General features: G+C 45.0%; 16 protein-coding genes. 3 read left to right on the forward strand and 13 right to left on the reverse strand.

The window, feature by feature from the left end; all coding sequences use genetic code 11:
• Positions 1–30: 30 nt before the first annotated feature.
• The 5 genes from QE390_RS21730 to QE390_RS21750 form a co-directional block, all read right to left on the reverse strand.
• Positions 31–1,356 carry a hypothetical protein gene (locus QE390_RS21730; RefSeq protein ID WP_307143832.1) on the reverse strand — a complete coding sequence of 442 codons (1,326 nt, stop codon included), beginning with the start codon at positions 1,354–1,356 and terminating at the stop codon, positions 31–33.
• 12 nt (positions 1,357–1,368) lie between these two features.
• Positions 1,369–3,780 (reverse strand): TonB-dependent receptor plug domain-containing protein, encoded by a 2,412-nt coding sequence (locus tag QE390_RS21735; RefSeq protein ID WP_307143833.1) that lies wholly within the window; start codon positions 3,778–3,780, stop codon positions 1,369–1,371.
• Positions 3,781–4,379: 599 nt separating this feature from the next.
• Entirely contained in the window at positions 4,380–5,660 is a 1,281-nt protein-coding gene (locus QE390_RS21740; protein ID WP_307143834.1) for a sialidase family protein, read from the reverse strand.
• A 596-nt stretch (positions 5,661–6,256) separates the two neighbouring features.
• Positions 6,257–7,657 (reverse strand): Gfo/Idh/MocA family protein, encoded by a 1,401-nt coding sequence (locus QE390_RS21745; protein ID WP_307143835.1) that lies wholly within the window; start codon positions 7,655–7,657, stop codon positions 6,257–6,259.
• A gap of 18 nt (positions 7,658–7,675) precedes the next feature.
• A complete protein-coding gene (locus QE390_RS21750; RefSeq protein WP_307143836.1) occupies positions 7,676–8,626 on the reverse strand; it encodes a transporter in 951 nt (316 codons plus the stop codon).
• A 176-nt stretch (positions 8,627–8,802) separates the two neighbouring features.
• On the opposite strand from QE390_RS21750, the gene QE390_RS21755 reads away from it, so the two are divergent.
• Positions 8,803–11,232 (forward strand): PAS domain S-box protein, encoded by a 2,430-nt coding sequence (locus tag QE390_RS21755; protein ID WP_307143837.1) that lies wholly within the window; start codon positions 8,803–8,805, stop codon positions 11,230–11,232.
• 45 nt (positions 11,233–11,277) lie between these two features.
• On the opposite strand, the gene QE390_RS21760 is transcribed toward QE390_RS21755, so the two are convergent.
• A complete protein-coding gene (locus QE390_RS21760) occupies positions 11,278–11,676 on the reverse strand; it encodes a Dabb family protein (RefSeq protein ID WP_307143838.1) in 399 nt (132 codons plus the stop codon).
• A 30-nt stretch (positions 11,677–11,706) separates the two neighbouring features.
• Complete coding sequence (locus QE390_RS21765) at positions 11,707–12,579, reverse strand: DUF1080 domain-containing protein (protein WP_307143839.1); 873 nt, start codon at positions 12,577–12,579, stop codon at positions 11,707–11,709.
• Between the two features lie 118 nt (positions 12,580–12,697).
• On the opposite strand from QE390_RS21765, the gene QE390_RS21770 reads away from it, so the two are divergent.
• Both QE390_RS21770 and QE390_RS21775 read left to right on the forward strand, forming a co-directional pair.
• A complete protein-coding gene (locus tag QE390_RS21770) occupies positions 12,698–13,543 on the forward strand; it encodes an AraC family transcriptional regulator (protein WP_307143840.1) in 846 nt (281 codons plus the stop codon).
• A gap of 161 nt (positions 13,544–13,704) precedes the next feature.
• Positions 13,705–14,406 (forward strand): NUDIX domain-containing protein, encoded by a 702-nt coding sequence (locus QE390_RS21775; protein ID WP_307143848.1) that lies wholly within the window; start codon positions 13,705–13,707, stop codon positions 14,404–14,406.
• A 73-nt stretch (positions 14,407–14,479) separates the two neighbouring features.
• On the opposite strand, the gene QE390_RS21780 is transcribed toward QE390_RS21775, so the two are convergent.
• From QE390_RS21780 to QE390_RS21805, 6 genes are all read right to left on the reverse strand, one after another.
• Positions 14,480–15,277 (reverse strand): ThuA domain-containing protein, encoded by a 798-nt coding sequence (locus QE390_RS21780; RefSeq protein ID WP_307143841.1) that lies wholly within the window; start codon positions 15,275–15,277, stop codon positions 14,480–14,482.
• A gap of 1,123 nt (positions 15,278–16,400) precedes the next feature.
• Entirely contained in the window at positions 16,401–16,781 is a 381-nt protein-coding gene (locus QE390_RS21785; RefSeq protein ID WP_307143842.1) for a hypothetical protein, read from the reverse strand.
• 1,824 nt (positions 16,782–18,605) lie between these two features.
• Positions 18,606–19,796, reverse strand: coding sequence for an acyltransferase family protein (locus tag QE390_RS21790; protein ID WP_307143843.1), 1,191 nt, complete (start codon positions 19,794–19,796; stop codon positions 18,606–18,608).
• A gap of 16 nt (positions 19,797–19,812) precedes the next feature.
• On the reverse strand, positions 19,813–22,035 hold the full coding sequence (locus QE390_RS21795) for an alpha-N-acetylglucosaminidase (protein WP_307143844.1): 2,223 nt from the start codon (positions 22,033–22,035) through the stop codon (positions 19,813–19,815).
• Between the two features lie 174 nt (positions 22,036–22,209).
• Complete coding sequence (locus QE390_RS21800) at positions 22,210–23,820, reverse strand: RagB/SusD family nutrient uptake outer membrane protein (RefSeq protein ID WP_307143845.1); 1,611 nt, start codon at positions 23,818–23,820, stop codon at positions 22,210–22,212.
• Between the two features lie 25 nt (positions 23,821–23,845).
• On the reverse strand, positions 23,846–25,933 hold a 2,088-nt coding region (locus QE390_RS21805), incomplete at its 5' end, for a SusC/RagA family TonB-linked outer membrane protein (protein ID WP_307143846.1).

Below are 25,933 nucleotides of genomic sequence, written 5' to 3' on the forward strand. Positions count from 1 at the left end.
AGGAGACCTTTTAGTTTATTCGAAAAAATTCTAGAAGATACCAATGTAATGGTTACCGGCTTTATTTACCAGTTTTGCTCCTTTGGTTACGGCACCCGTAGTACGGTTGATGATGTAGATATTACCATCTTTTCCAACGGGAGTAAAAGCAATATATACTTCGTCACCGCTTACTAAAATACCCTGATACTGACCAAAATCCAACCCCTCTTCGTAGGGTAAATCAACTTTGGTAGCTGTTTTGGCATTCAGGTCCAGACGAGCCACGAAACCCTGATCGGTGCCGTCCTGGGTATAAAGAGCATAAGCAATGCCATTACCTGCGTATTTCCAGCAGTCAACGTATACATTTTTCGCCCCCAGAGCAGCATCCAGGCTGAATACGTATGAATTGTCGTATTCGTTGTTCTCATTGATTCTTAAAATGTGAGAACCTTTTGAGTCCCGTTGCGTAGCCTGATAAATAGATCCGTCATCCGCCAGGAATGAGTTATGGCTACGGTACCCACTGTTATCACCAAAACCGACAGTCGAGGTAATTATTTTAGGATTTTCCAGAGAAGGATAATCTACGATAACTGATTTGCTACCCAGACGAGTGAAGTTAGTTTCAGTAGTCCCCGTCGATGGGTTTCTTTTCTGCATCCAGGTACCAATGATGAGTTTATTTTGAGCTTTATTCAAAACGGGAGCATCCAAGCGGAAAATGGTGTGTCCCTGCAACTCTTCAGCCGCCGTTAAAGGAATCTGGTATTGTTTATAACCAGAAATCAAAACATCCTTTAAGTTCAGAGCTAGTACCGTAGCCGTTCCACGGAAATACGCGAAAGCTGCATTAGGAGTCTGTCCGCTGGAAGCATTGTTGGCCGTGGGGGTAGTTACGTTTACGGCAATACCCGTTTTGTCGCCATCAAATAACTTTACCCAGCGGGGAGATGTACTGGCATACTGCGAGATGTTTACTGTTACATCTTCCTGCGTGAATTTACCAGCCCCTTCTACTTTGTAGCGAGAGAATTCACCCCCATTGTCACCCGTATAAGCAATATTAAAAAGTGTTTTTCCGTCTTCCGATGCCTGTAAACGGGCCGTCCGGTTTGATTTTACGCCAAAACCATTATCATAAACGCTGATGGATACATTGGGATTCTTCGCATCTTCTTTACTAACGGAATAAACCATCGTACCACCATTTCCATCGCCGGGAGAAGTTCCCATCAAAGCACCTGCTACCGTAATCCAGCGATCAGCATCGGCTTCTGGTTCGGTACCTGTGTTGCTGTCCTTACAACCCGTCAGGGCCACCGTCATCAGAAGTCCTGCTAACAGAGAGAAATTCAGAACTTGTTTTTTCATGTAAGCTATTGATTAAAAATTGTTTATAGTGTAATTTAATTTAAGGTAAAAGGCTCGACCGGGCTTCTGAACTGCGAAATTGTCGTAAGCTTGCCGGTCAAACATATTCTTCACATCGGCACTGACAATGAATTTTTTGTTTGGAAAAACATAACTCGCTCCCAAATCCTGGATGTACTGACGCGTCGTTCGGAAATCTTCAATAATCATCCAGGTGGTGTAGAAGCGTTCCACGAAACGGAACCCGTAGTACACATTCAATCGTGAATTTGTAGCAAGTAAATTTTTGAAAGCGTACTGAACCGTACTGTTAATGGTGAAAAAGGGTTCGTTCGGTAACTGGCGTCCGTAATAGTCGAATTCCCGACCATTAGCATCGTAACGCATGTTGAAAACCGAGTTAAATTTCGAAGCATTCAGCCCAATGATAAGGTTGTTGTTATAGATGTAATTCCCTTCCAATTCAAACCCAATGGACTTGGTTTTACCCAGATTTTCGAAAGGATCGGTTTGTACGGCATCGTTGAGACGGGGATTGACCCGCTGAACAATTTTATCCCGCGTATCCCGGATGAATCCAGAAAGAGCGAAGTTATACTTGTGTAATCCCGCCGTGTAAGTGCCTGCTCTAAAACCTACATTGAGGTTATTACTAATCTCCGGGCGGATGCCAAAGTTCTCAACAATGTTTTCGCCCGGACTCCCGAATACCTCATTCTCAGAAGGCAACCGAACGGCTCGTTCTGCCGAGGTAAGCAGGTAAAGGTTAGGAATAATGGCGTAGGAGAGGGCCGCCCCGTAACCCGTCGTGGTTTTATTACTCGACGTTCGGTTTTCCTGACGGTTGTTTTCTACCAGTACAGGATCCATGCGGTCAATTTTCTGCTGGTAATATTTACCGAAAATGTTAGCTCTTAGTTTAGAATCCAGTGCTTTTAATTCGTAGGCCACCGAGGTGATATTCTTCGCCAGGTTGCGGGTTCCGATGAACTCCCGCTCCACGGCAGATCGCATGAAATCCTGCTGATTCCGGTCGATGTTGTAGTACATGTGATTGACCACAAATCGGTGATTTCTGTGAATATCATAGGTAATCCCCGCCCGGAAGGTCGTTACATTGCGGTTAATGTGGTTAATCGTTGGAGCTCCCTGCTGGGCTCCGGTGGGTCGTAAAATGGGTCTTCCGTCTAAGCCCACACTGCGTTCACCGTACCAGTTGTAATTCCATTTCACGGTATCAACCACTACCTGTTTCCGCATACTTGACATGCCGCTGAGGGTTAATTCAAGCCCTTTAACCATGAAATTTTTCTTCCGGTAATTCAGACTGAAAACGTGGGCTTCGGATTCGGTAAAACGGCCTTTGTAGGGAATCGACATGTACGTTCCGTGCTGGACTTCTTTGTAATCACTTGAACCATTGTAACCAATGAAAAACTGGTCGGCCCATTTTACGTCAGTAAAGCCCAGTTCAATCTGACCGCCCCCGGAGCGATACGCATCATTAAAGCGACGGGCACGTACGTAGTCATAACGGCCATTAGGCAGAATATTTCGCACGAATTTTCCCCAGACTTCATAGTCGTTATCCGAGTAATTATAGAAGCCCGAAGCCTTCACGGTAAAGCCGCTTTTCGCCGAACGATGCGTTCCGCTGATATTAGCCTGTAAGGTATTGAACGAACCGTAGGAAAGAGAAGCCGTCAGGTTATTACTCATTCCCTTTTTAAGGATGACATTGATGGCTCCACCCAGAGCATCGTCTGACAAATGAGCAGGAATTACGCCTTTGTACACTTCAATTCGTTCGATTAACGCGGGCGGAATACTATTCAAACTGAAGGAAGCTCCATAGGTTGAAATAGGAATACCGTCTATGAATATACGTACAGATTCTCCCGACATTCCATTCAGGTTATACGTTACAGAAGACCCCAATCCTCCGTTCTGCCGAACGCGAACCCCAACGGTGCGATCCAGCATTTCATTGGTCTGGAAATTCCGGGTGGCTACTTCTTTCGTTTCAATAACGTTCATAGCGAAACCCTGGGTTTCGAGTTCCTTCTTTTCTGTTTTGTGGGTAACCTGCACTTCAGAAAGGTCTTTGATGGCCTTATTAACAAGAATAGGCAGTTGATGAGCAGACTTGTTAACGTGTAGGCGAACCGTTTTGGGTTGAATTTCTACGGAAGAAATCAGAAGTTCGTGAGGTCCGTACGGAACATTGGTTAACTCAAAGCTTCCCCGCTCATCCGACATCGTAGCAACTTTGGAATTCTTGAGACGCACGGTTACGTGCTCAACCCCGTCTCCACCTTCAAAATGAATCTTCCCACGTATGGTTGCTACCTGAGTCGCAACACTGGTTTGGGCGTACGTGTAACCACTGATGAACAAAAAAGATACCAGATAAATGTATCTCATAAAGGAGGTATTATTTTCTATTTAGACCAAGACTAAATAAATGACTTTGCGAAAGTATAAAAACGAGATTAAAATTCCGAACGTGATTTTTAAAAATCGTGAAATTTTATAAGTAAGGAGCAGAGAGCGATAAGGGTTTAACTGGAAAAACAGGCATTCATTACTAATTGAATAACCTGTTAAAATTTTATTTAATGGTTGAATAATGATAATATCTTGAACTAATTATTCTTTAACTTAATATGTAAATAATTGAAAATTAGAAGATTATAGATTGAGCCTAGGATAGATAGCCTTTCAGTAGTTAATAGCAATGAATGTTGGTTAAAGCTTGCAATACCTGTTAACTATAAAATGTATTTTATTCCAGAGAATAATTCTATATGAATTTGTTTTTAAGAAAATCTACTTAAAAAGCTTGATTTAGAGGGTGATTTTGTTTAATGTATATTAAAATGAGTTTAAGATTTTATGGAGTATTTAGACATTGCACCTAGAGGTGCCAGAGCAATTAGTAGCCTTGAAAAGTAAAATAAACGGGTGTACTACAAAAAAGACCAGCTCTAGGGCTGGTCTTTTTTGCATAGGAACCTCGTAAATTATAAACTTACCCAACTCAACTGAATCGAGTTTTTACCGGGTGTTGCCGCAATTTCGCTGGCAATTAGTAATTGATTTCCCAGCACCAATCCACTAGGATTCATAGTATTTACAGGAGCTTCGACCCACTGGGTTTCTGAAACCTTATCACCTTTGATTTTACGGTAGGCAACGGCTTTGCTGGTACTACCGGGTTTATTTTGATCCCAGAGTAAGGCACCTCCATCTTTTGCACTGGTTACGAACATATTTTTCGCCGAAGGATCATTAATAACCGTTAGTTTCTTTCCGTCGGTAGTAGCCAGTCGGATTCCGGGTTCGGTTTTTGCGGCTGAAAACCAGGTAATCAATCCCGTTTTTCCGCTTTGAGTAGATACGGCTCCTGAGTGGGGACAACCGTTAATCTGCCAGTTATCTGCGTACAGAATTTCTGATTCAGAGAATGTTTTTCCGTTATCCCGCGAAACGAGGCGGGCAATGTCGCGAATGTTATCGCGGTTATCCCGGTAATACACATTCAGATTTCCCTGTGCGTCCGTTAAGAGACTGATTGGGCAGCAATCACAGGGAGTGGGATCGAGAAGTTGTTCCGGCTCAAAAGAATCACCTTTGGAAACTACCAGCCGCAGATCGCGTTCTTCGTGTTTGGTGCTGCCAATTACATCCTTGAGGTAAGCTACGGCCAATTCACCGTTTGCCATGACGGTTACGTCAAAGAAGCCACGGAGAGCTTTTACGTCTACATCCTGATAAACAGGCTTGGGAGCCGACCAGGAACTTCCGGCATCTTTCGAAAAGGTGTAAACGACCTGTAAATCACGGCGTCCGCCGCCACCACCGCCCCGAGGCCGGTCACCACCCTGAGCCGGGCGATTTCCTTCCGCTGTCTGATGACCTTCATGTCCGGCATGAGCGGGTGCCGGAGCTACGGGAGCACTAGGTTTTGCGGTAGGGTTATAAGTGAACACCGCCACCCAGGTGCCATCCCCTTTGAAAACCAGTTTGGGTCGCATGAGTTGGCCAGAGCCTAAGCCCGGAGCTGAGAAAATAAGCTTCTTGTCAGAAAAGGTTTTGCCCTTGTCTTTTGAAGTAGCGAAGTAATAACCAACTACACCCTGAGGGTCTTTCTCGGTCCACGAGAGAATGACATCGCCTTTGGGGTTTTTGGTTAATAGAGGTAAGCCGTAGGCTTTAGTGGTGTCACTAAAAAGAGGATTAGTGGCGAATGCACACCAATGCAGGCCCAGGAAGGCCAGAATTAGTAAACCGATGGTTCGCATGGTACGTAAAGTAGATATATAGTAGGAATAATGGCTGCAATATACTCTAAGAAAAGAATTAGTCTAAATAAGTTTTGCTAAGTTTCGGTGTAGGCATGTAGGGAAATGTATTTTCAATTCCCGCTGAGAGTGAATAAAGGGAAGATCTAAGCAATGGTTTTGGTAGGAATGCGATCCTTTGCTGATGCGGACAGGCTTGGGAGAACGGCAGTTGGAACCTGCCTTAGGGTAGGAACGAGAAGGCATCTCGCACCAGTAGAGCTTCTTCGGTTGACTATAGAGGAAAGACTAGGTATTCTCTGTCATCTCGAACGAAGTGAGAGACCTTCTGTGGAATGGGGCGGGTCGGGTTTAGTCGAGTTACCGCATGCCCCAATACATTAGAAAAAGGTTATAAGATTCTTCGCTTCGCTCTGAAGACAGACGCTGATGATTAAGTAGTTAGGTGTCATTTAAGTATGAAATAGCCTTAACTACCAAATGTATCGTCATCATGTCCCCGGATTTCATCCGGGGAAGCAATATGGTCTCTTCCCATTGCAGAATGTCCAGTCGTAAAAAAAGCCCTGAGAACATTCTCAGAGCTTTTAGGGAATTTACTTCAACTTCATTTTCACCGGATCCCAGTGAATGATCTTTTTGTTAAAATAACTTTCATTACAGGCCAAAGCCGGAGCCGCCGCCCGGAATCCAAATTCGGCATCTTCCACCACAGGTTTGTTGGAACGAATGGCTTCGAAGAAATTAGTAAAGTGGTCGAGGTGATCGCTGTAACCCTGGGGTGCTTTGAAAACAATATCTTCTTTTACTTTTCGCTTGCGTTGCTCCGGTTTCCACTTGGCATCATACTCTTTCTGCATTTCCTCCTGCATGCTTTTTGAGAAAGTAAAGACCGAATCGTACCCCCCAAAACCGGGTGCTTCGGGCATAACGCTGTGTTTTACCGTAATGCTATTTCCTACTACATCAATCACCCCCTCCGAACCAACCAGACGGATCACTTCCTGTCCGCCCGTTCCACTGATGAAGTTTACCTGTAGGGTTAACTGAAAAGCATTATGTTCTTTAGAATCAGGGTATTGCATAACTCCGGACATCACATCGGGCATGTTCCGACCGTCTTTCCAGTAACTAAGCTGCCCCGTACTGTAAATACTTTCCGGCCCTTTGGAGTTAGTAATCAGGTGCGTACCGCTTAGCAAGTGAATGAATAAATCTCCAGCCACCCCAGTGCCCACTTCCTTGAAGGCCCGCCACCAGAAAAATTTCTTGGCATCGAAAGGCATTTTATCAGTTACTTCAATGAAACGTTCCCAATCGGTCGTGCTGGCATCGGCATCTTTGGGTATGGTGTATTCCCAGGCTCCAATTGAGCTTTGACGGTCATACACGGCATTAACCATATTCAGCTTGCCAATTTCTCCTGAGGCCAGTAATTCTTTCGCTTTGGCGTATCCAATGCTGCTTACCCGCTGGCTACCTACCTGTAATACCTTACCTGCTTTTTTAGCTGCGGCAATGACCGAAGGCCCCTCGCTGATTTTATAAATCATAGGCTTTTCGCAATACACGTGTTTGCCCTTTGCCAGAGCATCCAGCGTCATGCGGGCGTGCCAGACATCATGCGTGGCGATAATGACGGCATCAATATCTTTACGATCTAACAGCTCTTTATAATTTCGGGTGGTAAACAGGTCTTTTCCAAACTGTTCCTTTGCGTTCTCAATTCTTCCGGTGTATAAATCACAAATACCCGCCAGCTCTACTCCGGGAACTTTCAGGGCCGTAGTAAGATCAAAATGACCCTGAACGCCGTAACCAATGACACCTAAACGAATGGTATCATTCGCGGTAATTTTCTTCTCGAACTGTAGGATGCGTTCTTCCGCTTTGGCTTGAGCCGCCAGCGTGGTTAGGGGAGTGGAAGCGGCCGCCAGACTTGTAGCCGCAATTTGGTGCAGAAACTGTCTTCTTGATTTAGAGGAATTATTTTTCATTAGGCAATAGAGTTTAAATTACTTTACGGAGTAACTAACAAAGGCAAGTTTCTGACTATCAGGACTCCAGGAAGGCACATTAATGGTCCCCTGGCCTCCGTAAAATACGGGCGTAATATCCCTAATGGCTCTGGTTTTCAGATTCATCAGTCGAAGTTTTACGGGCTTGCCAAACAAATGACTCTGTTTTTCATCCGAAGTGTAAGCAATATAAACAATCCAGCGGTTATCCGGCGAAGGATGAGGGAACCAATTTGAATTTTCGTCGAAGGTGAGCTGCTCAGGTTTCGAACCGTCGGCCCGCATTCGCCAGATCTGCATATGACCCGTGCGGTACGAGTTGAAATAGATATACGTTCCATCGGCTGAATAATCCGGCCCGTCGTCGAGTCCTTCGCTGGTAGTTAGCCTTTTTTCCTCACCCCCTTCGGGGCTAATGGTATAAATATCAAAGTTCCCCTCGCGTTCACCGCAATAAGCCAGGGTTTTGCCATCGGGACTCCAGCCGTGCCAGAATGAAGGGACTTCTTTTGTGATCCGTCGGGGTTCTCCTCCCGAAACAGGCAAAATATAGATGGCTGATTTATAGGGTTTTGGGGAAGGATTCTGCTTGTCGTTATGACTGATGGCCAGCCATTTCTTATCCGGCGAGAGTCCATGATCATTATTACATTGGCTGGCAAATCCGGTGTGAAGTTCCTGAAGTTTCGCTGTCTGTAGCGGCAACGTATATAACCGACCCTGACTGTTCAAGATCAGGTAGCTGTCCGGGTGCCAGTTGGGGGCTTCGAGGTGTTTTTGAATGGCAAGAACGGTATCAATTTTTCCAGTTTGAATATCCAGTGTATGAATGAAACTAGTCGTGTCTTTGCGAACCTGAGCGAGTCCACTCCCCGAAAAAAGCAGGCAAAACAGGAGTAAACCTGTTTGTAGAGGCAATAGCCTGACGGCTGTATAAGTCGTTTTCATAGTAAATGTTAAGGATAGAGATAAAGAGGTATTGGTATATGCCGAAGTTAGGCTTATTCAGGTGATAGTAGCCTGATATGTCAGTTAGAAAATAGAGTCAGGAGATTTTTTCAACCATTTTTTTATAAAACAGTTACTATCATAACTATTGACGAAAAATATACATGCCAGGCGAGATGTCGCTCAACCCCGGAGCTGGGTCACTTAGGGAGCGTTTAGATATAGATTTTGCATTAACTTCTGCGGGCTTAGGAGTTTGGGAGCTGGATCCTATTTCCATGCAGATACTCTGGGATGACCGCTGCCGAGAGCTTTTTGGTTTAGCAAAAGATAATTACTTACCCTACGAAAAAGCAATAGCCTTCATTCATCCCGATGATGTTGCTCAGGTGGATGAAGCGGTACATTGGGCCTTTCAACAGGAGTCTGGCGGCCTTTATGATATTACCTTTCGCACGCTCGGAGCCGACGATGGTAAACTTCGCTGGGTTCGTTTTATGGGTAAATCGTATTTCAATGAAATCGGAAAGGTACAACGCTTTGGGGGCGTAGCTCATGATGTCACCCGTGATATGGAGTCCCTCCAGCGTCAGCAGGCGGCTCAAAAGCAGATACTTGATTCATTCGAAGTCTCTCCGGTGGGAATCGCCCTGATTGACCGCCATGAACTAACCTTCCAGCAAGTCAATACCTTTTACGGCGAATTAGTAGGAAGAACGCCCGATCAGATCGTAGGAAAACCCCTAAGCAAAGCCCTTCCAGAGATTATTGGGCAGGGTTTTGATCTGTTATTACAGCAGGTACTGGACACGGGTATTCCCTTCATTGCTAAAGAAGTAGCCGTCAGATTATTAAGAAAAGGCGTGCTGGAAACGATTTACGTAGATTTAACCTACCAACCTCAATATCAACTTGGAACCCAGAATATTACCGGAGTTCTGGTCATTGCAACGGATGTAACCGAGCAGGTGCTCTCGCGTAAAAAAATTGAGGCTCGGGAGGCTCAGCTACGAGACATCATAGCAACGGCTCCGGCGGCTATGGGCCTTTTTGTAGGCAGGGATTTGATCATAGAAATGCCGAATCAGGCCTTTATCGACATCGTGGGCAAAGGCCCGGACATTGTGGGAAAGCCCCTGCGGGAAGTAATGCCGGAATTGGAAAATCAGCCCTTCCTGCAAATTCTGGACAATGTGTATACTTCGAAAGTAATGTTTCAGAGTGATGCTTCGCAGGTGAACATTGTGCAGCATGGGGTAATGACCAATAATTTCTATAACATTACTTATACACCCTTACTGAATGAAAAGGGGGACGTGTACGCAATTCTGGATATTGCTATTGACGTAAGCGAAACGATACGCAGTCAGCAAAGGCTGAAAGAAGCTCAATATAAATTGGCTGAGGCCGTCGAGCTGGCTGAGCTAGCTACCTGGGATATTGATTTTACCACCCGGCAGTTGCAGTATTCAGAGCGATTGCGACAATGGTCTGGCTTTGAGCCCGATGAAGAACTCACAATCGACCAAGGGTATTGGGTCATTGATAAAGCGGATCATCAGGCCATTCGAATCGCCATGGATAAAGCCCGCGATCCGGCAGGGGATGGATTATTTGATAGTGAATACACGCTTTTTTCGAAAAAGACGGGACAAAGACGCGTCATTCACGCTCAGGGTAAAATAAAGAGAGACGAAAATGGAAATGCCGTTAGCATAAGTGGTACGGCTCAGGATATTACCCTCCACCGGGAAACGCAGATGGCCCTGGAGTTACTGGTGCAGAAACGAACGGAAGAATTGGAGGCGACCAATGAAGAGTTAACCTCTTCGTACGAAAACCTGGCTCAGACGAACGAGCACCTCATTCGGTCCAACGAAAGTCTGGAACAGTTTGCCTACATCGCCAGTCACGATTTGCAGGAACCGCTCCGGAAAGTTCAGCAGTTCAGCAATTTAATTGATCGTCGGTTTCGGCCTGTGCTGGGGGACGATGCCCGTCTGATTGATCGAATTCAGGAGTCTGCCCAGCGGATGAGTGCCCTCATCACGGATTTACTGGCGTTTTCAAAAATTTCCAATGGAAAAGTCAGCCCTCAGGAAGTGAATCTTTCCGGGGTATTAGAGCAGGCCATTGACAATTTATCGGTAGCCATCGAAGAAACAAAAGCCGTCATTGAGGTGGCCGAATTAACGCGGGTGCAAGGGGATGCCCGACAATTGGAACAGTTATTCCAAAACCTGCTTTCTAATTCTATCAAGTTCAGTAGTAAGGACCAGAACGGAGCCGTGACCACGCCGCACATTCGTGTCGGGTATGAATTAATGCAGGCTAGCGAGCTTTCCTGGATCTCGGGTTGGACGCCTACGCATGCGTGCTATCACCGGATAACCATTCAGGATAATGGCATCGGCTTTGAAGAAAAGTATGCGGATCGAATTTTCGGTGTGTTTCAACGGCTGCACGGAAAGAACGAATTCTCCGGCACGGGAGTCGGACTCGCTATTTGCCAAAAAGTAGCCTTAAACCACGGCGGGTTTATTCGGGCTTTGGGCGAACTTGGGAAGGGAGCTACTTTCTACGTTTACTTACCCGCCTACCAGTAAAAGAGAGCCATTCACAACGTAAATGGCTCTCTTTAATGAAATAGATTACCGCTTTGGCCCTATGGAATCATAAATCACGACTTTCTCCCAGAGAGGAGCGTAATTAGTTCTGAAATCGTCGTGGATGGGATGTTTCTGATAAGCTTCTTCGTCCGCCGGACTATCAAAAAAGCATAACCACGAGTAGGTATAACCGCGTTCAATCACCTCCCGATTCGTGGCTGCGGGCGTACCAATATGAACCAGTTTAATTGTAGGGCACTTGGCCAGTTTATGTAAGCCTTCCAGCAACTTTGCCTGATCTTCCTCGTTTCCGGGATTTTTCAGATAAAATAGTACATGGTGCGTGAAGATGTTTTGAGCCGCCAGAGAATCAGGCAAGTGAACCGTCAACCCGGCAGCGATACTACTTTTTATAAATTGTCTTCTGGGTTTCGTTTTCATATTCTGTACGATTATTCATGGGAAGAAAGACTACAAAAACAGGTGCTCATACTGCTTAGGCATGTTGGCCAGGGACTTGATTTGAATGGCTCGGTAAAACACTTCAGCCGCTTCGCTCTGCAATTGAATCTTCCCCTTCGACATCGGAACTTCCTGACCTGTGGACGTAATATACCGGGAGTTTTGAAGGATCATTACCACATGACCATTGACGATGTGAAGACTCTTTCCTTTGAAGCAGATTAACTCAAGCGTAGTCCATTCTCCTGCCGGACTTTCGTAATTACCCGAACGCATACAAAAGCCATCGCCGCCTTGTTTCAGCGTTCCGAAGGGTTGCTTTTCATCCGCCACGCGACTCATGCTACCTTCTGATGGGAACGAACGTATATCAATCGCGGAATTGGCTTGACACCAGAAATCGCCCATGTGTCCTTCCATGATCTGAAATTCCTGCGAGAGCATCCAGCTTCGCCAGTATTCCGCCCCGGCTTCACCGATGGAATGGTATAAAATGCCTGAGTCACGAAGCTTGTCCAGACGGGGAACGTATTTTCGTTTACCCCACTTTACCTGAAGTCTCAGATGATAGTTTTCAAATTCCTGACGGGTAAACAGGCAGCCATAGATTTCACCACTCACGTGTAGAATTGGCCCGGCAGGATCATCAATAACCGAGAAAACCTTTCGGGTATCTTTGTTATAGCCAATAGGGGCCATTGGGTTTCCCGTCGCATCTACTGGTATTTTTCCATTATAGTTAAGCTGGTGCTCATAACTCAGGTAATTTTCCCATTGCGAAAGATTTTTATCCAGAAGCGAGGTCCAATCGTCGGCTTTCTGTAATGAAAATAAGGGAATCAGAGCAATAATACCAGCTATTGATAAATAAATACGTTTCATAAAGTATTGCATTTTGCCCGAATCGATCCTTTGATGCTGACAAAAGTAGAACGTCACTCAACGAAATTTATGGTAAAAATCCATTATATATCGGTAGTTTTCCGGAGAGAAATCGCTTATGAAACGTTATATTTTACACTCATCCTTTAGTATCTATCATTTTGAGGCCAGCACCTGGGGACATTCGGTACACAAGCATACCTATTTTGAGATCATTTTTATTTTGAAAGGAAGAGGCATCCATCAGATCAATGGAAACACATATCCTTATGCCGAAGGTGACGTGTTTCTGTTAGGCCCGGAGGATTTTCATAACTTCGAGATTGCTGAGCTGACCGAATTCAGTTTTGTTCGTTTCAACGAGTCCATCCACAAAGAAGATTCCCATGATAAGGATCGGCCCTGGCAACCCGTCATTCGGACGTTGCTTCATACGTCCTCACAAAGCCGGGGTTCTATTGTGGAGAATACGTTTGAAAAACAGAAATTACATCAGTTATTAAGCGTGCTGGAAGCAGAATCTGTAGAGGAACAATCGCCGTATTTTGAGATGATTCGCGATAGCTTAATGCGAAGCATACTGATTATTCTGGCTCGTAATTTGTTTAGTCAAAATCCGGCAAAGCCTCTGGTAAAAGACTCGGTTGAAGCGATTCTTCAGTACATCAAGCAGCACATTTACCAGCCCACGTACCTGACCATTGACCATTTGGCTGAAACCTTTCATTATGCTCCGGCGTACATCAGTTTATTTTTTAAAAAGCAGACCGGAGAGTCTTTGAAGCAATACATTACAAAGTACAAAATCAAGCTCATCGAAGCCCGATTGTTATACAGTCAGCTTAGTTTAAAGGAAATTGCGGATGAATTTGGATACACCGACGAGAGCCATTTCTGCAAACAATTCCGAAAATATACCGGCACAACACCGACGTCTTTCCGGCAACGTCCTCTGGTAAAGTAAAGGTTACTTTGGTACCCTAATCGTTCTGCCGAATGGTTAATTCGGCAATAATAAGCTGATGAACAAAGCAATAGTTGGTAAAAAATTGCGAGTACATTAAAAAATCGACATATTTCGTACTGGCAAAATTCGGGCCAGAAATTTGATGAGTAAATTTTATGATGTTAAACCAATACAAAGAGCAGCATGCTTACCTGGTAGCACTGGACTCCATCATTTTCGGTTTTGATGGAGAAAACCTGAAAGTGTTATTAGTGAAGCGGGGAGTGGAGGAAAATACCTGGTCCTTAATGGGAGGGTGGTTGCAGCCCAGAGAAGGGCTGGAGCAGGCAGCGGCCCGCATTGTGCACGAATTAACGGGGCTTACCAATGTCTACTTAGAACAGTTGAGTGCCTTTGGCGAGCCCGACCGTGACCCCATCGCCCGGACGATTTCGATTGCTTACTTTTCGTTAGTAAAAATTGACGACTACGAATCAAAAATATCGGAAACGTTTCATGCCCAGTGGTTTTCAATTTATGATCTTCCTACCTTACTCTTCGATCACGGTGATATGGTAAGTCTGGCCCTGAAACGCCTGCGGTCAAAGGCTTCCCAGCATCCGATTGGTTTCGAGTTATTACCCGAAAAATTTACGCTTCCGCAACTACAGAAACTCTACGAAGCGATTTATAACATTGAATTTGACAAAAGGAATTTTAGCCGGAAAATTCTGTCGATGAAGCTTTTAAATAAGCTCGACGAAAAGCAAAAAGGTTTTTCAAAAAGAGGAGCCTATTATTACAGTTTTGATGAAGAACAATACAACCAGATCACCAGTGCGTTTATTAATATCATTCCGACGTCTGAAATAGAATTATAATTTTCCAGTGATACATAAAAAGGCCGAATAACGAGTTAAGCTATTCGGCCTTTTTTAGGGAATCCCTTTGGAATTAAAGCTGTGTTTTGGCCTTTTTGTAATTCAGTTTACTAGCCCAAACGGACTGAATTCCGCCTAAAATGTGTTGCATGAAAAGCGAATCGCTATAGGATTCGTCGGTATGACCACCACCCGTGTAAAATGACTTTCCTCCGTAGAAATCACGGTGCCAGATGAAAGGGTGATTTTCGCCATTCTTACCGCCTTCATACGTTTTTTCGTCAAGGTTACCTAATACTTTGATTTCAGGAACAATACTTTTGTAGTTATACCATTCATCGTAGCGTTTCCAGCGTTTAGGTAACATTTTGGTAGCAGGATGTTTATGATTAAGTATCTCTATTTCAGCATTTTGCTGTTTAGGGTGACTCATAAAATAAGCTCCTACCAACTGGTTATACCAGGGCCAGTCGTATTCCGTATCCGCAGCGGCATGAATGCCTACGTATCCGCCACCCGACTGAATGTAACGTTCAAAAGCAGCTTGTTGAGCCGCATCCAGAATATTTCCGGTAGTGCTTAAAAAGACAACGACGTTATACTTTTTCAGATTATCCTCCTGAAATGCGTCTGCATTCTCCGTGGTATCCACTGCGAAACCATTCTCATCACCCAGCTTCATAAGGGCTCGTTTGCCCGCTGGAATGGAAGCGTGCCGAAAGCCCGCTGTTTTGGAAAAAACCAGAATTCGTTTGTTCACCGCTTTTTTACTGGAAGATGAAAGCGTACTCTGGGCCTGGGAGAAGGATAATGAAAACAAAAAAGTACAAAGAAAAAACAGGCCTACTCTGGAGCGTTCAGGTACATGCATGAGGAATAACAGTTTAATGAATCGTAAAAAATGGTAATGCCTTTTCAGAGGCCAGGTTTTGCTCGACTGGATTGTATAATTCATTGCAAATAAATAATAAAAACAGGAGGCAATTGCATTTTTGAGAGGAAACACCCCATGAATAAGTCAAGAACCCAGATTTTAGCCCAGCACGTTTCAAAGAATAGAGTTCATCTCTGGTTACTTGTCAAAAGTAAGTCTCAGTTTTTTAAGGATCTATGAAAGAGCACTCCTGATATAGTATTGGAATTACCTGTTTATTGATTGTTCGCGACGTTCAGCGTTATAAATGCTTTTCTCGCAAATCCGCGTTGAAAACACGGACTGACGGCAGGTGGGAACCTGCCGTACGATAGGAACGAGATGGAATTTCGCTAAGTGATTGTAATAAAAAAACGATGAACTAACTAAAGGACGGAGAATTCTAACGGTTCTCTCGGGTGTAGGAAGAAATAACCTTTAAGAATAAGAGTTAAATAAAGGAAGTAAGCTTCGTCTACTTCGAGAGGATCATTGAAGGAAGCGTTTAAGCTCCAATCTGTCATCGAGAGCGAGGCGGAGGAGCTTACTTGACTTTGAGAAAGTTTTTGTTGGTGAATGTTACTTCCCCGGATTTTATCCGGGGCTACTTAAATTTAACCCCGCTGGGGTTGTTGAAATAGCTTTACGGCAAATAACCCTGGAGGGGTTGAATATGAATAGCCCCGGATGAAATCCGGGGAGAAGCTTAGGCCCTTTTTCGAGCTTATTGGGTCATGAAGTATCTTTAATAACCTCAATCATTCTACCCAAAGTCTCTTGCTGCGTTTGAGAAAACAAGCGGAAAATTTGGTCCAGACCCCATCTGTCCTTCAGAGCATAGATGCTTATCGTACTAATAGAAACACACTAAAATTTAGAATCCGAGAATAGGGGAACATCCTTGATTAGATGTAGCAAATGATTTGCTCCTGGATGTTAAACTCTACCTCCACGCGTTATCTCTAACGAAGGGAAAATAATTTCTGAATGGTCAAGGCTTTAGATAGTAATTGAAAAGAACCCTTCTGGCTTTATTAGAGAAGGGTTCTTTCCAATACATATAACGCTAGGAATAGAATAACTAATGCTGCTTAATCCACCGAGAATCTTTCAGCATTTGGTTCGCATCAATATGCAAAGAATCTATGTACTTGTTATTGATTACTACCTCTTTTTGGATTAAAGAATACACTTCTTTTGAGATATTATTTTTCACAAAATCCTTTTCAGTAAGCTTTAAGACTAAGTGGTTGTTTTCTACCATAAGGTTATCACTTACAAGCTTAGTTAGCTTTTCAAGCATTTCAGTCTGTTCATGGGTTCTCAGGTCCGCGGGTGTTTTGCCCGCTTGCTGTATAGCTGAAACAGAGTATTGGGTATCCGTTTTTTTTAGTTTGGATTGACTAGTATTGCAAGCACATGAAAAGCTTAAAATGGCTAATAGTAGGAATGTATTTTTCATAAGCATAGAAATCAAGAATGGTTCTTTTAAAAGTTAAATAATAATGCTCAGATAGATGGGATAAGCAATAATAGGAGCTCTTTAAAATTAGAATCAGCGAATTTGGGCTGTCGGGAATTGTATGGATTGGAAGAGTAAATGATTTCTCTTGGGTATAGTAAACTTTACTTTCACCTGTCTCTCGAATGAAGTGAGAGCGTTTACTTTTACTTAGGGTCACCTTTTACTGCTCATTCGTAACGGTGTCGTGGATGACTGAAAAAAGAGTCTATGATGTTCAGCATTGCAAACACTTTTTCAGCCATCCACTTTAAAAACATGGACTAACTGGGTAGGTGAATTCCTAACGAATCATTATACTAAGAGCTTTCCCAGTTACAAAAACCTCCATTAGAATCTGTCGTCTGAAAGCTTATGTCGGCCTGTACATTAGAAAATGCAAGATCGAAATCGATATAGGTTGTTCCATAGAAGAATCCTGCCACTGTTTTATACTGCCATAGACTGGAGCACATATGTAGCCTAACTCCACATGTAAAAACAGGAAGCCATGCTACTTTTGTCTGGCATGTAAATCTAATATGTTTAATGTTGAAGGGAACATGAAAGAAAGTTTCCCTTCGTGACTGGTCATCTGTAGACAGATTGCCACTAGGGCCTGGGCCCCTAAAATTAGTAAAGTGTTGTTTGGGGTCTTTTAAAATAACTTCGTGATTATTATCTATGTTTATAGTGTCTATATATTGATTAGTTTGTGTTATACTTTCTTTTAGCTTGTCATAAGCTAGTATTACTAATACCTAAATCTTCTCGAGAGAGATCAAGAGAAGATAAGTTCTCTTTAAGGTTTAAATGCATTAGCAGGGCTTTTCTGTGTTCTAACTGATTTTCCATTGCAAAATAAATTTAATTGATGAATTAGATAAAACAGCTAACAATGATAGATACTCGCATATAATTGTACGTAGTATATTGTAAATATTCAAATAATTATTATAAATATTTACAATAAAGTGTTAGTGCTTGCCTGATTCAAGTGTAATTATGAATGATAGAAGTGTACTACATAGTACCCGTTGTGCGTATGACCATTCCCTAGCGGTGAGGCACGAAAAAAGACAAAATTCCAACATTTTCCCTCGCAAAACTTTCGAATAGGCTCATCATTTTGATGTAAAATACAGCGATTAGCGGTCCAAACTCCAGCCAGTTATGCCCGGTTGTTTATACGCACAGCGGGTTATAAGAACGTTTCACAAAGTAAAGACGCTACCTCTTTGCGTTTAGCTTTTCCTGCTATGGTTGGTGTCTCACCAGCCATTTGTACGCAAACTGTGGTTGGTGAGACACCAACCACGGCGTAAACATAATTACTTTACCACCAGCCTCTGTCATTCAGAGCGAAGCGAAGAATCTTAGGCCCTTTTTCGAGCTTATTGGGTCATGAAGTGTCTTCAATAACCTCATTCTACCCAAAGTCTCTTGCTGTGTTCGAGAAAACAAGCGGAAAATTTGGTCCAGACCCCATCTGTCCTTCAGAGCATAGATGCTTATCGGTACTAATAGAAACGCACTGAAATTTAGAATCGGAGAATAGGGGAACGTCCTTGATTAGAATAGCAAATGATTTGCTCTTGGATGTTAAAGTCATCTCGAATGAAGAGAGACCCTCGGTGGAATGAGACGAAGTTACTAATCTAAGCAAGTTCCATCGCTTCGTTCACCGATTGAAATTTAAGCGAATGTACAGAAAGACAAGCCCTTAAGGCCTATAAAAAACTTCGGCGATCCTTATTAAGAATCGCCGAAGTACTAACCAGATTCCTAAATCTTTAGAAATAACTTATTTCGATAAAGTATGTACAACAGCAGTAGTTGAGTAACGGTAACGGCCAGGGATTGAATAACGGGTTGCCAGTTTACCGAGAAAAATTGGCTAAATCCGTAGAATAAAAAATGAGCCGTATGTGCAAAGTCAATAATGCCGTCGGAGGCCAGATAAATCAGGATGGAATTGGCACCAATGAGAATGAAAGGGAAGGCCCATTTTTGAAGCTTCTGTACGTCAATAATGTAATAAAATACCGCCAGAAATAACAGACTCCACCCACCCACAAAGACAGCGAATGAACTTGTCCAAAGTCGTTTATTGATCGGAAATACCTGATCCCAAACGGAACCAGTGAAAATCAAAATCACGCCAAGTCCAAGCATAAGGAGCGTCTTTTGAGTCATGGTAGGTCGCGAATCTTTCAGTAACGTACCCGTTAACATTCCCAGCAAAGCCGTAGTAATAGCCGGAATGGTGGAAAATAAACCTTCTGGATCATACACCGTGCGATGGAGTTTTCCCGGTAACAACATCCGATCTACAAACGAAGATAACGCTCCCTCAGGAGTCAGCACACCTGCTCCAAAACCCGGAACGGGAATCAGCGTCATGGCGGCCCAATATCCTAACAAAATAGCAACCGCCCAGAAAATCTGACCCCGTGTGCTAGTGTTGAGGTAGATAACGCCCGCTCCGAACCACGCCAACCCAATGCGACCCAGCACACTGGCCAACCGGGTTTGTTCGTAAGCTTTGTATTCGAGTAACCCGTTTACCACCATCCCTAGTACAATCAAAATCAGCGTACGTTTCAGCATGGCACGGTAAATAGGCCGCTTTTCCCGGGCCGATAACTGTTCGGCGGAAGTGAGCCCCGCCCGTTGTAATTTCCCTTGCAAGGAAAAAGGCATGGAAACGCCCGCTATGAACAGGAAGAGCGGAAAAATCATGTCATAAAAGGTACAACCGTTCCATTCGGCGTGGTGCAATTGCGACGACATCCAGACTAACGCAGGCCAGCCCGTTGCCCGAGCCAGTGCGTGAATGATGTGTTCTCCGCTCATGATCCAGAACATGTCAAAGCCGCGAAGGGCATCCAGCGAAACCAGCCTTCCCGATGAAACGGGAGCGGGCGGGTTGACGGTGCTTTCGGTAACTAACGGAGGCGATGATTGTGGAGACATAGGCATCCGAGGTACGTTAAGGGCGGTACGCCTTCGTTAGGCGATCGCGGTATTTTTTGTGCATATCCAGTGAAAGCTGAATCGAATTACCCGTTTCTGTAGTAGGAAACGAGTTCTGTTTCTTTACCCACTGCCATTCCCAGGCCTTAATCTTCTTGTCGAAAGCCTGAAGGTCAGGCTTCTGATTAGCTTCCAGGGCTTGAGTAACGACCTGGAAAAACTGCTCCCAGCGAGGCTTATAGAAATCATTGAGAAGCCCGCTCCACTGGCGGTTCGAGTATTCGTGTAAAGGGCTTTCGGCGTCTCCCCAGAGGGTTATCAAATCCCGAGCATTTTGTTCGTAAAGGGCTTTTTCCTCCGCATTAGTACCCCAGCTTCGGGCATCTTTTAGCCAGGGCCCCAGCATGAAATCTTTGCGGGAAGCCAGTAATTGATCCAGATCCGTGATGAGTTCAATGAAATCTTTGCTGTATTGAGCGAAGGCCGCCTTGTCTTTTTTCTGGTAAGCCGTTTTCCACTGTTTTTGCACGACGAGAGCATAATTCGCCAAAACCTGCCGACTCACGTCTACCAGATCATAGCGGAAACCATCGCTATTTACACCCTGTTTAGCCGATTCTGTCAGCAAATCCCAGGCTGGTAATAACTCGGCAGGGGGGTAGTTAAGCTTGGTGCGGGTCCATATGGTAGTGGAGTCAAACGTAGGACGGCCCGTGATGATGGATTCGGCCCCGTCGCGAATATCCTTGCCATTATATACTGTACGACGTAAAACCTGCCAGGCCTCTACCAGTTTCGGGTTGGTGGAGCGATAGCGATTCCGGGCGTATTTAGCGAGCCATGAATCCAGTTCAATCGCCTCTTTTTGCCAGGTGTGCTGCATCATCAGTTCGTAAATGACCGGATTCTGCTCAATGGCTTCCATGGTCAAACCAATGCCTTTCAACTGGCCCGCCTTGGGATCACTGAGGTCTTTGGCCGGATTAGCGGCCACACCTTCCATCCGACCAAACAGGTTCACGTTTCCGCCGAAGTTATTCAGCATATTCCAGATCCAGGGTTTGCCATAGAAAGCATCGGTACGTTTCCAGACGGGCTCAATTTCCGCGGCCAGGTCGAGCAAAATCATTTTATCGTCGGGAACGGCTTTGAGTAAGGCCTCGATCTGAGGAGCTTTCCAGAATTTCCGATCACTGTAAAATAACCAGCCCTGCATCACCCAAACCGCTTTGGGGTCCGCCTGTTGCATGCCGTCGTAAATCCGTTTGCTCAATTCAGAAAGGTAAGCTGGGTCGTCGGTGGGCGGTTCGTTTTCATTAAACGTATCCGCAGAATACAGGTGATCCGTGCCGAATAATTGCGTCTGTTTTTCAAGGAATTTTTTACCGATTTCAGCAAATAAAGGATCTTCCGAATCCAGAATATAGGTATCCGCAAAACCGTTGGTCCAGTTGGTTGCTTTTAACTTCGCATTCGGAAATTTCCGACGAAAGGCCTCCGGCACGTGACCCGTAAAGGCAGGTAATACGGGTGTCATGCCCAGTTCGCGTTCGCGTTTCAGGATTTGCTGTTGAAGCGTCTTATGGCTATCCATCCAGCTTTGGGGAAGCGGGCCACCCCAGCCATCGAGGTTACCCATCCAGAACCAGGAAAAGTAGGCAGGCCCGCTGAAGAAGCCGTCTAAATCCTTTTTCGTAAAGCCCATGTCTTTATAGACTTCATTCCACGTATATTCTTCTCCGGTAATAGCAAGAGGCATGTTAATTCCGTGCAGAGCCATCCAGTCAATTTCACGTTGCCACCGCGACCAGTCCCACCAGCTCATGCTGTAATTGAAGGTACAGTAGTTGAGGTAATACCGGTACTGGTAGGGCGAACTTTTGCTGATTTTGGCCGGAACTTTAGGTAAGGAAGCGGGCAGGTTCAGATTCGTTCCGTTCCAGGTAATCTGGCAATGGGCAAATTCGGTCAGGTAATGATACAGGGCGGAAGCAACGGCTACGCCATTATTTCCCCGAAGCACAATTTTGCCTTTACTGCTCTCAATTTCAAAGGTATTTTCCTTCGAATCGGGTAGGGCTTCGACCAAAAAATGGGTATGATGTTTCGGAATAACCCGTTGAATCAGTTGCTGGGAAGCTTTGACATTTAACTGAGCACTAGCCGCTGAAATGCCAAAAAGCAGACTCAGTCCTACAGAGAACAGGAGCTGCTTTGAGCGTTGTAGAGAGGTGATCATCAGGAAAAGAAAGGTAATAAGGTAACTGGGTTTAGAAGCTTGGGTGAAGTAAGAAAAAGAAGCAATCGTAAAGGCAGGAAGCTTAAGGAAATGCAGGGCTGGATTATTGCAGGCATTTTTGAAAACGAACTTCAGGAAAAAGCATCTTCCTGAAGTTCGTTTTCAATACTATAATTAATAATTAGGATTCTGAGCAACAGAACCACCCGAAGCGTCGATTTCGTACTGAGGAATCGGTCTTAATAAATGCTTGGTTGTTAGAGCCTTATTAAGTTTAGCGTGCGGGTTATAGGCCAGCGTCCGTTCAATGAGCTTACCCGTCCGTTTTAGATCCATCCAGCGGTTTACTTCACCGACCAGCTCACGAGCCCGTTCGTCCAGAATAAAATCGATAGTCACCTGAGCGGGTGTAAGAGCCGTCGTAAGACCGGCACGTGAACGCAGGGTCGTTAATAAACTGGCCGCTTTGGTAGTATTCCCTGATTTCAGATAACCTTCTGCCGCCAGTAAGTAAGCCTCTCCGGCTCGCATCATGATCATGTCACGCGTGCCTAAAGCAGGCTGATCCGCGTACACGAAGGGTGCTCCGGGGTTATCAAACTTCTTGAACATGGGGTAATGCACGTTCGTCACTCCATCATTCGTGAAATACTGATCAGGGTTAATGACTTTGTATTTCTTCGCACTGATCTGGGCCTGCGTCCAGGAAGTTTTGGGGAAATAAATGGCCGTATCCCCAATCTTGATGGCTCCATCGGTACTGACTTTGTCCGCAATTAACACGCGACGGAAGGTAGCTTCAGCCCGCTGATCTTTATCGTCGAAAAGACTGTAAAAGAAAGGCGTTGGGTTGCGACCAATACCGTTTTGATACAGTGTTCCCCGCGTCATGCCCGGATAGTTAAAGTACTCAAACTTATACAGCATGTGACGCGTATTTCCCCAGCCCATACTGGAAGTCACGCTGCCAAAGAGGTAAGAAAACACCGTTTCCTGACTTCTCACGTTATCAACCGAGAATAAACGAGCGAACGAAGATTCGAGCGGGTGACTGGAAATAACCGTTTCCGCCAGGCTAATCGAACGGGTGACGTCGTCACTGGCGGCGAAGGTTTTGTAGCCTCTCGTCAGTAATACTTTCGACAGCAACTGCCGCACGGCATCTTTCGAAACGCGACCATATTCGGATGGTTTATCGTCAACTTTCGTTAAAGCATCCTCCAGATCGGCCACGATGGCCTTGTACACTTCTTCTTCCGTTGAGCGGGGGAAGGAAGTTTCCGAAGTATTAATCTGTTTTAAAACCAGCGGAACGCCACCGTAATTTTCAACCAGATTAAAGTAAGCCCAGGCTCTGAAAAATTTGGCTTGCCCGATACCTGAACTTTTGACGTTAGCGTCAACGCCCTGGATCAGATCCGCATTGTCAAGCACCGTATTCGCTGCGGCAATGTTGGCGTACTGATTCCCCCAATACACCTGCATGGCATACGTTGAGGGGTTCATATCCACGTAATCGTTGAGCACGTCCGTTCCCGTTAGCGGGCTGCTACGAGTGATGATGTCCGTGCCGAGATCTTCCAGCACATACAACATATCGGACGCATAACGGGTGGTATTATTCCGGGAGACTTCGTAAACCCGGGCTAATAACTGACTGAAAGTACCGGCGTTCTTGCTGGCATCTTCCAGCGATTGAGACTGTCGATTGGTTTCGTCCAAAAATCCCTGACAGGAAAAACCTAAAAAGGCTACGGCAAGGGGTAATAATCTATTAATCTTCATGAGGATTCGTTTTCAATACTTGCTTTTAGAAACTTAAGCTCAAACCAGCCATGTATGTCCGTGACATGAAGGCACCGCCCCAGTCGTTACGTCCCGCGTTTTCAGGGTCCCAACCGTCATACTTTGAGAAAGTAAAGGGGTTCTGAACCGTGGTATAAACCCGGAAATTACCAAGTCCGGCTTTATCGAGCAGCGTCGAAGGCAGCTTATAGCCAAGCGTAATGTACCCGACTTTCACGAAAGACACATCCATGTACTTGTAAGCGGCAGCATACGTTCCACCGTTACCGGGCTGGAACCAGTGATTGGTTTGGTTGTCAGGTGTCCAGTAATTGGTGCGATAGCCATTCCAGAGACGGGCAGGCTCTGTGTCGTAAGCAAAAGCGAAAGAACGGTGGAAGTTACTGGCCGCTGTAGCTCCCTGACTGGTGTAGACAAAGAAGGAGAAGTCGAAGTTTTTAAAGGTAAAGGAGTTAGTCATACCTCCCGTCCATTTTGGAGCCGAGTTACCGATAATCATCCGGTCATTATTCTCCGAAATCTGGCCATCGCCGTTCAAGTCTCTTACGCGAACCTGACCGGGTTTCTGTCCGTATTTAGCGGCTTCATCCGCCTGATCGGTTCCCCAGATACCATCGGATTTAAAGTAGTAAAACGAACCCATCGGCTGACCTACTCTGTGAATAAGTGTAGCTCCCTGCGAACCAAAAATAATCTCATTGCTTGTTCCGTTCAGCTTTAACACTTTATTACGGTTTGAAGCAAAGTTCAGGTTTGTAGTCCAGCGGAAATTCTTCCCTTCCACAATTACGCCATTCAGACCCAGTTCAACGCCTCGGTTACTAGCCTGTCCGATGTTGTCATACGTGCCGGAGAAACCCGTAGCCAGTGGTAACGGACGGAAGAAAATGATATTGCTGGTCTTGCGATCGTACACATCCAAAGATCCCGTGATGCGGTTTTTGAAGAAACCAAAATCCAGACCTACGTTAACCTCTGCGGTATGTTCCCAGGTCAGATTCTTGTTAGCCAGACCCGTGATGTAAAGTGTACTGACACTCTGGTCGTTAATGTTGGTATAACTCGGTGACAGTAAGGACAGCGAACCCAGCGGAGCTAAACCACCTCCAGCACCGTTGTTACCCGTCTTTCCGTAACTCAGGCGAAGTTTCGCATCCGACATGACATTCTGAGACTTCAGGAAGCTCTCATCAATCATTCGCCACGCAAAAGCGGCTGAGGGGAAAAACGCCCATTTGTTACCTGCGGCCAGAATAGAAGACCCATCGTAACGGCCCGTCACGGTAAAGATGTACTTATCGTTGAGGCTATAGTTCAAACGACCTGTAAACGATTCCAGCGTTTGCTTCAGGTATTTACTGGAGTAACTGTTGACTGTAGAACCCGCTCCGAGGTTGTAAAACTGATAATTATCGGAGGAGAAATTTCTTACTTGTAGGGCATAGGATTCGTTTTGGGCGTTGTACTGCGAATAGACAAACGTGGCGTTGATCTTGTTATTCGGATTAATTTGAGTGTCGTAGTTGACGATATTATCCCAGGTATAGGAGAAATCCAGGTAATTCTCTACCTGAGCCCGCGTGCTGTTCTGGTTACCTACGGAGCTTTTGGTATACTTACCCCGGTATTCGCCGTAACGGGTGTATTTAATGTTGGGCGAAAACTTCGAAGTAAAGGTCATGCCGGGTAACAGCTTGAATTTCAGGGCAATGTCGCCAAGGTAATTCAAATATTTGGTTTCCCGAATTTCATTCTGAATATCCAGCAGCGGGTTCGTGATCTGCGTCTCTTTCGCCGTTGGGAGGAATTTCAGACTGCCATCCTCATTATAAGCTCTGCCGAGCGGCTTCAGACGGTAGGCACTGCGGAAGGCTTCGAAACTGCCGGCGTTCTGGGTAGCGATTGTAACGTAGTTGTTATAGCTCAGGTTCAGCCATTTCGTGAGATCGCTGCCGAGGTTGCCGCGTAGAGTATAGCGGTTGAAGTCTTCTCCTTTCGTCGTACCCTTATCTTGCGTATAACCAAAACCAATGGCATAAACCGTCGATTGGTTACCGCCGCTTAAATCCAGCGTATGGTTGGTTTGGAAACC

The sequence above is a fragment of the Siphonobacter sp. SORGH_AS_1065 genome (assembly GCF_030818595.1).
In the GTDB taxonomy this organism is placed as follows: Bacteria; Bacteroidota; Bacteroidia; order Cytophagales; family Spirosomataceae; genus Siphonobacter.